Source organism: Algoriphagus sp. (genome assembly GCF_024305035.1).
Lineage (GTDB): Bacteria > Bacteroidota > Bacteroidia > Cytophagales > Cyclobacteriaceae > Algoriphagus.
In genome coordinates, this window is sequence record NZ_JAMWZB010000026.1 from 13278 (window position 1) to 27384 (window position 14107).

Annotated in this window: 8 protein-coding genes; 7 read left to right on the top strand and 1 reads right to left on the bottom strand. The window is 42.5% G+C overall.

Features of this window, described 5'->3' with window-relative positions:
* Window positions 1-1144 precede the first annotated feature (1144 nt).
* Both Q0L00_RS14755 and Q0L00_RS14760 read left to right on the top strand, forming a co-directional pair.
* The gene (locus Q0L00_RS14755; RefSeq protein WP_297337653.1) at window positions 1145-1471 is read left to right on the top strand and encodes a helix-turn-helix transcriptional regulator; all 327 of its coding nucleotides are present in this window, start codon (window positions 1145-1147) and stop codon (window positions 1469-1471) included.
* Window positions 1471-4080 carry an ABC transporter permease gene (locus Q0L00_RS14760; RefSeq protein ID WP_297337654.1) on the top strand — a complete coding sequence of 870 codons (2610 nt, stop codon included), beginning with the start codon at window positions 1471-1473 and terminating at the stop codon, window positions 4078-4080. The genes Q0L00_RS14755 and Q0L00_RS14760 overlap by 1 nt, the downstream gene beginning before the upstream one ends.
* Before the next feature lie 271 nt (window positions 4081-4351).
* Here Q0L00_RS14760 and Q0L00_RS14765 read toward each other — a convergent pair whose 3' ends face one another.
* Entirely contained in the window at window positions 4352-6601 is a 2250-nt protein-coding gene (locus tag Q0L00_RS14765) for a Tex family protein (RefSeq protein ID WP_297337655.1), read from the bottom strand.
* A gap of 178 nt (window positions 6602-6779) precedes the next feature.
* Here Q0L00_RS14765 and Q0L00_RS14770 point away from each other — a divergent pair, with 178 nt between their 5' ends.
* From Q0L00_RS14770 to Q0L00_RS14790, 5 genes are all read left to right on the top strand, one after another.
* A complete protein-coding gene (locus Q0L00_RS14770; protein ID WP_297337704.1) occupies window positions 6780-7352 on the top strand; it encodes a TlpA disulfide reductase family protein in 573 nt (190 codons plus the stop codon).
* 89 nt (window positions 7353-7441) lie between these two features.
* Complete coding sequence (locus Q0L00_RS14775) at window positions 7442-9772, top strand: glycoside hydrolase family 95 protein (protein ID WP_297337656.1); 2331 nt, start codon at window positions 7442-7444, stop codon at window positions 9770-9772.
* 202 nt (window positions 9773-9974) lie between these two features.
* A complete protein-coding gene (locus tag Q0L00_RS14780) occupies window positions 9975-11105 on the top strand; it encodes a hypothetical protein (protein ID WP_297337657.1) in 1131 nt (376 codons plus the stop codon).
* Between the two features lie 154 nt (window positions 11106-11259).
* Complete coding sequence (locus Q0L00_RS14785) at window positions 11260-12816, top strand: metallophosphoesterase family protein (RefSeq protein WP_297337658.1); 1557 nt, start codon at window positions 11260-11262, stop codon at window positions 12814-12816.
* A gap of 61 nt (window positions 12817-12877) precedes the next feature.
* The gene (locus Q0L00_RS14790) at window positions 12878-13900 is read left to right on the top strand and encodes a LacI family DNA-binding transcriptional regulator (RefSeq protein WP_297337659.1); all 1023 of its coding nucleotides are present in this window, start codon (window positions 12878-12880) and stop codon (window positions 13898-13900) included.
* Window positions 13901-14107: the final 207 nt, after the last annotated feature.

Genomic DNA, 14107 nt, shown 5'->3' on the forward strand with positions numbered 1-14107 from the left:
AGAAGTAATGTCAACCGTCCTGATTCCAAAAGAATTATAAGGAAGTGGAACATGTTTAAAACTAAATCTACCAATTTCTGTCTTAATCACCTTAGACGATTTAAGAGTGACTGAACCGGTTTCAAAGACTCGTTCAGGAATTAATCCCCAAAAAGAAAGTGCTTATTCCAAGGAAACCTAACTTGGCCCCTATAAATGATTTGCAATTAGAAGGGATTCAGGCAACACTAGGTTACTTTTCGGTCCAGGAACGTATAAGCCTTTTTTTCAAACCAATTAAGCAACCTTCCTTTATCAATTCAGCAATTTTATCATTCAGTCGCTAATAATTGTTCAAGAGCGATAAAATAACATGCCTTGTTAGAGGTACCTCCTGAAACCCATATAAAAGATCTCTGAACTCTAGATTGTCAAACTAAGGAATCATGATCGGAATTTTTCCGATTATTATCCAAAAATTTGACAATCATTTAATTCATCGCTGAAAATTAGGCTATCCATCTTGAGAATAAACTAAAGTCTTGATAAATTACTTTAAAGGACCGGAATAAGTCAAAACACTATTTCTGAAATTGAAAAGGTTCCATAGGCTAACCGGTCAATAATAAGCTATCATTTTGGATACAAAAGCGTGGGAATTGAATTGCAACATTTTTGGGCTCTACCTTTTCCATGCGCATAATAATCCATATTACCAATTTGGTAAATGTTCCTCACCTGACCATGTACAACCCATTCAAAAGTAAGACTACCTGAGTGAAGGAAACAATCCTGACATATCATCAAATCTTAGCAATCAACTGAAATGAATGAGTTGAAGAAAAAATACTGCCTAAACCGTCATTTGAAGCTGTTCCAGGGCTCTTTTATTTGAGCGTTTCGTACAGTAGCGTCATTTGACGCTGGACCAAAACTATTTTTTTTAAACCAATTGTTCAAACGCCATTTGACGCTGTATCATATGAGCCAAAGCACCATTTGAAAGAAATCATGTTTTTTTGGTGATACTGAATAATTGATCCATAAGCTCCAATTCTGAGAATAATTGAACAATTGTTTGCCTTGGTTATCTGAAAGAAGTTATTTACTTAACAAATATGAATTAAATTATTATATTTACTTTTGTTAAGTAAATATATCTAAAATGTCACACTATTCCCTTGGTGAATTCGAAGAACTTGTTCTATTGATGGTTGCAGGATTACAAGATGATGCATATGGTGTTTCTATACTGTCCGGGCTAGAAAAAGAATTGGGTAAATCATTAAATATCAGCGCAATACATGTAGTACTAAAAAGACTTGAAGAAAAAGATTTTGTAACCTCAAAGTTTGGTGGAATTACCGGAGAACGTGGAGGCAGAAGGAAAAAGTATTATACAATCACTGCTTTAGGCAAGCAAGCTCTGGATCATCAATTCACGTTACGAAGCACACTTTATAATAGAATTCCAAAAATTTCCTTCGGCTGATGCATCCACCCCGAAATGCCCTTAAATTCCTCCGCTGGTTTTGTAGAGAGGATTACTTAGAAGAAATCGAGGGAGACCTTGTTGAATTATTTGAGCAGAGACATAAGCAGCTATCCTCATCTAAGGCTAATCGGATGTTCATTTGGGATGTGATCCGTTCTTTTAGGCTACGAAATATTAAAAAATCCGATATACGCCATCTTAGCAATATGACCATGTTTAAACATTATCTAAAAATAGGAGGAAGACAACTTCTTAAAAACAAAAGCTTTTCAGGAATTAGTATTTTAGGATTATCAATAGGAATAGCTTGCTGCTTATCTTTATTTGTTTTTGCTGATTATGAGTCTAGTTTTGATAATTATCATCCTTACCAAGAAAGGAGCTATAGAATTGTTCAACACACAAAATATGTCGATGAAACACTTTATTGGAATACCACTGCATACCCCCTAGCGGAGGCACTACGTGAAGATTTTCCAAGCCTTGAACTAGTCACTCAAACTGCTGGACCATTTCCAAGCATTGTAAGGGTCGAAAATTCAGGGATAGATTACTCTTTTTTTGAATCCAATTACACGCTCTATGTTGACCAATACTACACAAAAGCTTTTGAGTTAAAATGGCTTTCTGGAGATAGAAATACTGCCTTCAAGCATCCCAACTCTGTAGTTTTAACTGAAAGTTTAGCTAATAAGCTATTTGGAATACCAAGCTCATTTGAATCCCTTCTTGGAAAAACAATTCTCTTGGATGGAAAGGAAGCCATGCAAGTAACAGGAATAGTTAATGATGCACCTGGAAATACTTCCCTTCGATATGAAATGCTAATTCCCTATGAATTATATAAAATTAAGAACCCCAATCCTGCCAGCAATTGGTCAGGGAATTATGGAGGAACAACTTTCATTGTCACATCAGAAAATCAAACTCCTAAAGAAATCGAAACAGCTATACAAAATTGGCAAAAGAAATATTTAAGCAACGAGGATGATAGTAGGATTGAGTACAAGTTACAACCTCTGAGTAAAATGCATACAGAAGCTCGCTACGGGAATAGTCCGGGTAGCTATATCATGAGTCATTCAACCTTGATGAATGCCCGATTTATAGGGATCTGTATTTTGCTTCTTGCCATTGGAAATTTTGTCAATTTAGTAACAGCACATTCTGCCAACAGAGGAAAAGAAGTAGGAATACGAAAAATTGTAGGAAGCAATAGGCTTGACCTATTCAAACAGTTTACTTGGGAAAACAGCCTCTTAGTTCTAATTTCAGTCCTTATTTCGCTGCTTCTAGTCACGCTAATTTTCAACCAGACGAATCAAGTTTTTTCCTCCATTAATCTTGAATTACAGTTGAGGTGGGGTCATGTAGGTGTAATCCTTATTATTAGTATATCTACTGTTTTACTGGGAACTGCATATCCCTCCCTATTCCTTTCACGCTTTAAACCCTTGAAGATTATTAAAAACAAAATGCCTTTCACTCCTACCCGCGGTTTTTCAGCGAGAAAGGCTATTACAATAGTTCAATTTTTTATTGTTCAGACATTTGTAATCGCAACTGTCATTGCTACCTATCAAATGGATTTATTTAAGGAAAAACCTTTGGGATTTTCCTCAGAGGCAGTGGTGATGACTCCAATCCCTCAAGCAGAAAAAATTGAATCTTTTAAAAATCAATTGCGACAAACATCAAATGTTTTAGATTTCACAATAGGTTCTGGCCCCCCAATGGCAGTAAATGGGATACAGCTAGGCTCTAGATTTAGAGTTCCTGAAATGCCAGAGGGTGATGGGTACGAGACTGAGTTAAAAATTGGTGATGAAAATTATTTGAATTTCTATGGAATAAACCTGCTTGCAGGAAAAAATTTCACAAACAAATCTCCAAACTTTAATGAATTCATCGTTAACGAAAGCCTGATTAATACTTTTGGCTGGACTCCGCAAGAAGCGGTAGGAAGAAAAATCATTACCAATGAAGGAGAAGCAACAATCATCGGAGTAATGAAAGATTTTCACAACAATTCACTTCAAAACGAAATTTCACCATGCATCCTAATTAACTGGGAATACTTTAAAGATCAAGCATTTATCAAGCTTGGTGAATTGGATTCCGAGCAAATTGAAGATGCTTGGAAAAAAACATTTACTGGAGCCGTATTCTCTTATGAATTTGTAGATGATTCGATTCAAAAAGAGTATTTTGTAGAATTACTTATGTTCAAAGGTTTTACTTTACTTTCAGCATTAGCGATAGTAATTGGTACTTTGGGCTTGATCGGACTGATGACTTTTTTAACCACACAAAGAACAAAAGAGGTTGGAATTAGGAAGGTATTTGGAGCCACTTCATCAGAGATTATCCTTTTCTTCTCAAAAGAATTTACTGTTTTAATTGGAATAGCCTTTTTATTGGCCATACCAATTACTTTCTTATTGATGGAATATTGGCTTGAAACTTTTACCTATCGAATTAATATAACATGGTGGATGTTTCTAATCGGAGGCTTGACTACTTATTTTATAGCAGCCCTAAGTTCAACTATTCATTCATACAAAGCGGCAAATACAAACCCAATTATTGCAATAAAGACAGAATAATAGGCAGTTTTCAGGATTGGATTGATGAGAAAAACAATTTTACCTCTATCAATCCTATCGAACCCCTTTTAAAGAATCCAATAACTGTTTTTTCATTTGTCAGTCCTTTTACCAGGAACAAGTGGAGCTTCACGATTCCTATATCGAATAGATCATGCATCTTTCCGAGATCCCCTACGGTATCAACCAGCCAAAATGACCATCGTTCAACAGTTTAGGACGTTTCGAACCATTTTCTAAATTCACTTGCTTTAAGCAAGGCTTCAAGAAATCAACCTCCAAACTTACCTTTGAGCATGGCTAGCTTCTCAGCCATACTGGGTTCTTTTTGGTTGGGCTTTGCTGATCGATTTTCAACCGGTTTAGCCATCTTTTTCCCACGCTCGGCAAAGGGATCGGATTTCATACTCAAGCCAATTCGCTTTCTGGCTACATCTACTTCCATCACGGTAACCTGAACTTTTTGGTTGACTTGAACCACTTCATTGGGATCTTTGACAAATCGGTCCGCCAAATGACTCAAATGAACCAAACCATCCTGGTGGACACCCACATCCACAAATGCCCCAAAAGCGGTGATGTTGGTCACCACACCGGGCAACTTCATTCCGGTTTTTAGATCAGAAATGCTGTTGACACTTTCCTCAAATTGGAACACTTCAAAACTTTCCCTCGGATCTCGACCAGGCTTGGAAAGCTCAGCTAAAATATCCTCCAAAGTCGGCATTCCTACCCGGGCGCTGGCATAGTTTTTCAAATTGATGCGCTTCCGCAATTCTTCCGACTGAATCAACTCCAAAACTGTTGCTCCCAAGTCTTTAGCCATTTGCTCGACAAGTTCGTAGCGTTCCGGATGCACACCCGAACCGTCCAAAGGATGTTTAGCCGAGCGAATCCGTAAAAAGCCGGCAGCCTGCTCAAAGGCCTTTTCCCCCAAGCGAGGTACCTTCAGTAACTGGGATCGACTGGAGAATGGTCCATGCTCATTTCGGTAATCCACGATATTTTGAGCCAATACAGGACCCAAGCCTGATACATAGGTCAACAGTTGTTTTGAAGCAGTATTCACTTCCACTCCTACTCCATTAACTGCAGACATCACGGTATCATCCAGCGCATTTTTTAGCGCACTTTGATCGACGTCGTGCTGATATTGCCCCACTCCGATGGATTTGGGGTCGATTTTGACCAATTCAGCCAAGGGATCCATCAAACGTCTTCCTATACTTACTGCTCCCCTCACAGTCAAATCCAAATCAGGGAATTCCTCCCGAGCCACGTCCGAAGCCGAATAAATAGATGCTCCTGCCTCATTGACCATGGTAACAATGATGGATTTGGGTAAGCCTAAATTTTTGACAAAAGCTTCTGTTTCCCGTCCGGCAGTCCCGTTCCCTATGGCGATCGCCTGAATGGAAAAGCGCTCCACCAATCCCTTAACGGTCATGGCAGATTCTGCGCTCCTTCGTTGGGGTTCATGAGGATAGATGGCCTCGTAATGCAAAAACTGCCCCTGAGGACCTAAACACACCAATTTACAACCTGTTCGAAAACCGGGATCAATGGCCATGACGGCTTTTTCGCCTAAGGGCGCACCCAAAAGCAATTGGCGAAGGTTTTCTGCAAACACCCGAATCGCTTCCTCATCGGCCTTCTTTTTGGTCAAAAGTCTCACCTCGGTTTCCATACTCGGTTTGAGCAATCGCTTGTAGGCATCCTTAATCGCCAACCGCACCTGTTCTACCGAGGAATTGGAGGCATTCTCTAAAATTTCCCGCTCCATTAAAGCGAGGGCATCGGATTCCTCGGGACAAGAATCCAGCATCAAAAACAATTCTTTTTCCCCACGTCGCATCGCCAATACCCGATGGGAAGGAGCGGTTTTAATGGGTTCAGACCAGTCAAAATAATCCTTGTATTTTGCCGCTTCCTGCTCTTTGCCGGGAATGACCCGCGAAGTGAAGGTTCCCTGATCCACAAACAATTTGCGCATCTTCTCCCGTAATTCCGGATTTTCATTAATCCATTCTGCTAGGATATCACGCGCACCCTGAAGGGCATCTTCCGAACTCTTCACCTCCAGAGCTTCATTGATATAGTCAGCGGCTAAACGCTCCAAATCAACAGATTCTTGCTTAAAAATCTGGGTAGCGAGTGGCTCCAGTCCTTTTTCCTTTGCGATCGTTGCCTTCGTTCTCCGCTTGGGTTTGTAAGGCAAATAAATATCCTCCAATTTGGCCATGGTTTCAGCGGTGGCAATGGACTGAAGAAGGGCGTCGGTCATTTTCCCCTGCTCTTCAATGGATTTGATTACCGCTTCCTTTCGCTTATCTAAATCCCGCAACTGCTGTAAACGATCCCGTACGGCTGCCACCTGCACCTCATCCAAGCTTCCGGTAACTTCCTTTCGGTAACGGGAAATAAAAGGTACTGTCGCTCCCCCGTCCAACAACTCAATAGTTGCTTTTACCTGTGCCGGCTTAACCTGGAGTTCAGAAGAAATTTTAACGTCGTAATTCATGATTTACTGGTGATTTTTCCAACTTGAGGCTGCAAGATACGTCTCCTAAACCAGACAAAAAGGCTCTTGTGTAAGACTTGTCACTAAATGACTGATGCTGATGGATTAATTTTGAAAATAAATTGCCCCTCCCTGAGTGGATTAAAACTCACCCTTGACTATGGAAGAAAAGAAAAAAATGGATTGGAAAAAGGAAATCAAATCGTGGGGACTCATATTCGCATTTTTTGCCTTTCTATATTTTACCGGCTTATTACCTGTAGTGCAGGGAGCCATCCAATCGGTATTGCTTTCCACCGGATTAATTCAACCTAAGCTTGAGCGGGTAGATTTGACAGAGCAGAACTTCGATTACTCCGGTCAATTTCAAGATTTTGAAGGAAACCCAGTTTACTTAGCGGACTATAAAGGAAAAACGGTTTTCATTAATCTCTGGGCCTCCTGGTGCGGTCCTTGCCGAGCTGAAATGCCGCATATTTCTGAACTGTACAAATCCCTAAGGGATCAAGCAAACATTGAATTTCTGATGATCGGCTTGGATCAGGATTTTGAAAAAAGCAAAAGCTTGATTGAATCCAAAAATTGGGCATTCCCAGCGGTACATGCCAGCTATGGAATCAATAAGAGCTTACAAAGCGAGTCGATTCCCACTACCCTTGTGGTGAACCCCGAAGGAAAAATCGTCTTCTATCAGCAGGGAATGAGTAATTTCAATACCGATGAATTTCGTGAATTTTTGATTTCTCACTAAAACAATCCACCCCATAGCCCTTTTTATAGGTTCGGTTTGCCACCTTTAAAGATTTGTAGTAATCTTCGGATACAAACCCAATTTAACCTATGAAAAAAGCCATTTTCCTCTTTGGAGCCCTTGTACTTTTGTTTTTGGATGGATACGCTCAACAATCCAAACTGTGGTACGAGCTGCCCGCTGAAACGTGGGAGGAAGCTTTACCAATCGGAAATGGCCGTCTGGGGGCCATGGTTTTTGGCATTCCCGGAAAGGAACGAATTCAACTCAACGAGGACTCGCTGTGGCCCGGAGGAGAAAAAGATTGGGGACTGGCTAAAGGAAGGCCAGCCGACTTAAAACAAATTAGGGACTTTCTTTTGGCCGGTGAGCATCAGAAAGCCGATTCCCTACTGGTCTCAGCCTTTTCCAGAAAGGGAGTAACGCGCTCCCATCAGACCCTTGGCGATCTAGTTTTGGATTTCCAATGGGAAGAAGTAAGTGAATATTACCGCGAATTGGATTTGGAGCGGGCCGTAGCTTTTTCCCGGTTCCAAAGCGAAGGCTATGAGGTCAGTCAGGAAGTTTTTGCCTCGGCTCCAGATCAAGCTTTAATTATCCGGTTAATCACCAACCATCCCAAAGGGTTCCGTGGAAAAATCCGCTTGAGCAGACCCGAAGACCAAGAAGTACCAACCGCAGAAACCCGGGCGATCCATCATCAATTATTGGAAATGAATGGAGAAGTCACCCAACGGGGTGCTAAAATTGACTCCAAACCCTCCCCGATTTACCAGGGAGTGAGATTCCGCAGTATTTTACACGCCGAGGCGGATGTTGCTTTGACGGGCACCGAGGATGAGCTTTGGGTGGATGGAGCCACTGAAATCACCCTGAAACTCGTCACCGCTACTTCGTATTATCATTCCAATTTTGAACAGGTGGCCCAAAGACAATTGGATCGTATCGCATTCAAGAGTTTTGGGGAATTGCAATTTCGACACCAGAGTGAGTATCAAGCTTGGTTTAACCGAATGAACCTTCAATTGGGAAAACCTTTTACAGCCGATATTCCCACCGATGTTAGGATCCAGCAGGTAAAGGAAGGAAAAGTAGATCTTTGGCTTGAAAAGCTGTTATTTGATTATGGTCGCTACTTATTGATTTCCTCGAGCAGACCGGGGACCAATCCAGCCAATCTTCAAGGACTTTGGAACCCTCATATTGAAGCACCCTGGAATGCAGATTACCATTTGAATATCAATCTGCAGATGAATTATTGGCCGGCCGAAGTTACCGGACTCCATGAATTGCATGAGCCGCTTTTTGATTTTACCGATGCGTTGATCGAAAATGGGAAAGCGGTTGCCCAAGTAAATTTCGGCATGCGCGGTTCGGTATTGCCCCATACCACGGATCTGTGGAAAATTCCCTTTCTACAAGCCGAAACTGCGTATTGGGGAAGTTGGATCGGCTCGGGAGCCTGGCTCGCCCGCCATTACTGGGAGCATTATTTATTTACCGGGGATGAGGCTTTCCTCATCGAGCGTGCACTTCCGGCGATCGAGCAATTGAGCCTGTTTTATGCCGATTGGCTCATCGAAGACCCCAGAGACGGCAGTCTGGTTTCGGCTCCTTCTACCTCTCCGGAAAACCAGTTTATCAATCCAGAGGGGATAAAAGCGGCCAGTACCCTAGGGGCAGCCATGGATCAACAGTTAATTGAAGATATATTTACTATATATCTTAAAATCAAAGAGATAAACTCAACAGAAAGCGAACTTCAAAAGCGAATTAAAACGCTTTTACCCAAGTTAAGACAGGGCGTAATTCTAGGCGAAGACGGAAGGATTCTGGAATGGGATCGGGAATATGCCGAACCTGAAAAGGGACATCGACACCTTTCTCATCTCTATGCTTTTCATCCAGCCAATCAGATCACCCCCAGCCAAACTCCTCAACTCCTGGAAGCGGTTAAAAAGACCCTAGACTATCGTCTTGCCCATGGAGGTGCCGGAACAGGCTGGTCGAGAGCCTGGCTGATCAATTTTTCTGCCAGACTGCTCGACGGGGGAGCCACTCATGGGCACATTCAAAAGCTCATCAGTCAATCCTTATATCCCAATTTATTTGATGCTCATCCACCCTTTCAAATTGATGGGAATTTTGGTTTTACCGCCGGAATAGCTGAAATGCTCCTCCAAAGTCATGAAGAGGGACTCATTCGGATATTACCCGCCCTGCCGAAAGCCTGGACTGATGGAGCCGTCAGTGGAATTAAAGCCCGTGGCGGATTTACCCTCGATTTTGAATGGAAAAACGGGCAGCTCACTTGGTTAAAAATTCATTCCGAACTTGGAAAACCCATCCTGATTCTAGCCGATGGTTCTGAAATGGAACTGAACTTAAAAAGCGGTGAACAACTGGAATTCGAATTTTAATGAGTAACTATATCCTGGTATAATCCGAAAGCATGCTCAAGATTGGCTAGCTTTTCACCTCAGACAAAAACTCAACGGACCTTATGGCACAAGGCTACCAAAAATCCGATTTTATTTCCATTTTGCTTATTCAACTAGCCTGGGAAAATACGTGAACCGAATGCCCCATGTCAGTTTATCCAACACTTAAAATTACCCGGACATGAAGCGCTTATTTATTTCTCTTGCACTTCTTTTCTTATTTATTTGGCTAATCTGGTCCAATACAGGACGAGGATATCCCCTTCCCCTTCCGGAAACATACTTGGATTTGGTACAGGAATTGAATCCTTCCGATACCTTAAACCACAGGATTGTAGGCATCCAACCATTTATGGAACCCCGAGACTACCTCAGTCAAGATGCCTTTTATTCTAAATTAGCGAGCTATGTAAGCGTTGCCGGCCAACATGGACTGATCAATGAAAACTCCCTGATCCTTTTTCCTGAATCCATCGGTACCTGGCTGCTTTTTTCAGGAGAAAAGCACAGCATTGCCGAGAAAGAAAAATTGGAAGAAGCTACGAATACCCTAATTTTTTCCAATTTGGTAGATTTTGGACTCCATTATTGGACTACCCCTGAGGAAAATCGCAAGATGGGGGCACTTCTTCGGATGAAATCCAATCAAATGGCACGTGATTACTTTCAGGTATTTAGCCGAATCGCATCCGAGCAAAAATGTTATCTGGTAGCAGGATCGATCATTCTTCCCGGACCCACCGTCTTGGATGGGGAATTGATCATAGACCCCAGCAAACCGCTTTACAATGCTTCCTTCCTGTTTGGTCCTGACGGCAAAATCCTGCAACGACCTGTGCTCAAGGCTTTCCCCACTGAAGCAGAAAAACAATTGATTAGCTCGGCTAGCCCTGAAAATCCCCCCATTTTCAACCTTCCGATGGGAAAAACTTCTCTATTGATGAGTACAGACAGCTGGCAGTCGGAAATGCTTCAACCCATCAGGGAAAATGACATTGAATTGGTGCTGATGTCTTCGTATTGGTCCCAGAACCAAGGAAAGGAACCTCTTAGAACGGGACCTGAGCAATCAGCTCCCGCTCTGGAAACTGACTTAACCTCTACCGAGAACCTGAACGAATGGGAAGCCTGGAGCACCCATGCCCTACCCGCTCTGCTGAGTGAAACTCAGGCAAGAGCCGGAATGAATGTCTTTTTGATGGGGCAGCTTTGGGATAGGGTTTATGAGGGCAAAACCATGGCCTACCATCATGGAAAGCTTCTGGATTCTCATACAGCCAAACGGGCTGGAATCTGGTGTTTGAATTTTTAGAATTAATCCATCCCCGAAGACCAAGCCTCAAACAGGATATCTGATATTAGGTAAAGATCATCTGTGGATTAGCTTAGGGTTATGTTTTAAGCATAATCCTTTCCCAATTTAAATCCAGCCAAAAAATGGGTATTTTTAGCCAAAAGACCTGACTATGAAATTCCCCTTCCGGATCCTGCTGTTGTTTTTGCTTTGCTCTACCCAAGTTCATGGACAAGAACCACGGGTATATCAGGCCCCTGCATTTGGTTTTGACTGGAGTAAACCTTCTGAGCATCCCGACCGAATTGTGCTTACTTTTGGACAAAATGCTACAGAAGAAATCCGGATTAATTGGAGAACCGACAGCACGATTACCGAAGCCTATGCCGAACTCGCTGTGGCTACTGCTGCACCCAAATTCTGGAGAAATGCCATCAGCCAAAAAGCAATTACAGAACCTTTCAATGCGCTAGCCATTCCCCAGGCTGAGGTTTTGGCCCATTACCACAGTGCTTCATTTGATGAGCTCCAGCCGGCTACCACCTATGCCTACCGGGTAGGAGATGGTACCCATTGGTCCGAATGGTTTCAGTTTAAAACCCCGGATGCTGATCCTAATGCCAAATTCTCTTTTCTTTATGTAGGAGATGCTCAAAACTACATTCTTGAACTTTGGTCAAGATTGATTCGGGAAGGCTACCGTAAAGCACCGGATGCAGATTTTATCATCCATGCGGGGGATTTGATTAACTATGCCCACCGGGAACAAGAATGGCATGAATGGTTTACCGCTGGGGGGTTTATTCACAGCATGCTTCCGACGCTTGCTGTACCGGGAAATCACGAGTACAACTACCTCAATGATGCGGATCGGGAAGCAAGAAAGCGGAGCCTTTCGGCCCAATGGAAGCCGCAATTTAGTTTTCCGCAGAATGGTCCTGCCGGATTGGAAGAAACGGTCTACTTCATTGACTACCCCCAAGTCAAATTTATTTTTCTGGATAGCAACCGCGACCATGAAATTCAGGCCGAATGGTTGAGAACTGTCCTTTCCCAAAATGATAAAAAATGGACCATCGTCAGCTATCATCACCCCTTATTTTCGGCCTCAGCAGGCCGGGACAATGAGGACTTAAGAAAACTCTGGAAACCCATTTTCGATGAATTTGGGGTGGATTTGGCACTTCAGGGACACGACCACAGCTATGCCCGAGGTCGAGTTGCTCCCGGAAAAAATGAACTCAACGGGCTGAATATGAGAGATCAAACCGGCACCGTTTATGTGGTTTCGGTCAGTGGGGGAAAGATGTATGGCCTTCGTCCAAACGGTTGGGAGGATCTAGAGGCCGAACGAGACCGTGCCGCTGAAAACACCCAGCTTTTTCAGGTGATATCCGTAGAGGGAAACCAACTCCAATTTGAAGCCTATACCGCAATCGGCGAACTTTACGATGCGTTTGAGTTGATTAAATCTGAGGATGGAAGCAACCGGTTTATCGAGAAAAAAGGAGCACTTGGGCCGGAGTTTCGATTTGAAAACACCATCCCCTACGAAGACCAACTTCCCGAGGCAATCGCCGCTAGCATCGGCAAGCAATTCCCCGATTATCGCATAGATCGAGTCAATTTTATCCAAGAAAAAGAGGGATTTCGGTATCGGGTACGTCTCCTCAAGGAAAAAGAAGAGAAAATCCTGCTCCTGGATCAACTGGGAAATCAAGTGAACTGAGGGTAATCTTTGGATTTTAGGGGGAATCGGACTTATCTTTCATTCGATAGACCCAAAATCCATGTCAGAAAAACGCCGAATCACACTCAAGGATATTGCCCGAGAATTGGGCATTTCTGTCTCTACTGCTTCCCGGGCACTCAATGCCTATCCCGGAATTTCAGAAGAAACCATCAAACGGGTTAAGGATTTTGCCGAAAAGCATCACTATGTACCCAATTCGATCGCGGTTAATTTTCGAAAAAACAAAACCCAAACCATTGGGATGATTGTCCCCGAATTGGTACATCCTTTTTTTTCAAGCGTCATCAGTGGGGCTATCAATCGAGCAAATAAGGCCGGATACCGTGTTCTGATCAGTCAAACCGACGAAAAACAGGAAAATGAAATCTTGGCCTGTAACAGCATGATTGGAGGAAACGTAGATGGTTTGCTCATTTCTATTGCCAATGAAACAGTAGACTTGAATCATATTCAAGAGTTTATTAATGAAGGAAAACCTGTTATTCAGTTTGATAAATTTTCCGAAAAGCTTCATACCCCCAAAGTGATCACCGATGATTTTGAAAGTGCCTACAAAGCCGTAAAGCACTTAATCGATCAAGGCTATCGAAAAATCGCACACATCAACGGTTTAATTGCGGTGCAAAACTCCATCGATCGATTCAAAGGCTACAGACAAGCCTTAACTGATCATGGCCTGGAATTTCATGAGGCATGGGTCCCACACTGCAAGGAAATCAGTGAGGAAGAGGGATATGATTTTGCAAGTCAGTTAATGAATTTACCCAACCCGCCGGATGCAATTTTCTGTATTACTGATCTGGTCGCCTTGGGGGTGATGAACTACCTCAAAACGGCCGGAATCCGCGTTCCCGAACAAGTGGGCGTCATGGGTTTCAGTAATTGGAAAATATCCGAAGTGATGAGTCCGAGCTTGAGTACCGTGGAGCAACATGGCTTTAAAATGGGCGAAAAATCAGTAGGGATCCTACTCCACTTACTGAATGAAAACTCCCAGGGAAATCACGAAATCTATAAAATTGAAACTGATTTGATCATCCGCGAATCTACTTCAAACTAATGGTTTGAATTGGCCTTTGGAAAACAGAAAGGGATTCTGTTTCTTCACGAGTAATTTCAACAGCTGGAGTGGAGTAGAGTACAGTACTTTTTTATATTTTGGGATTATTTAAAGTATTGTCAATAGGAGCCAAATTAACTATTTAACCCTAATTCCTCCTTATATTTTTAATCAGTTTTTTTGATTTGCAATCAAAAAGAAATAAAA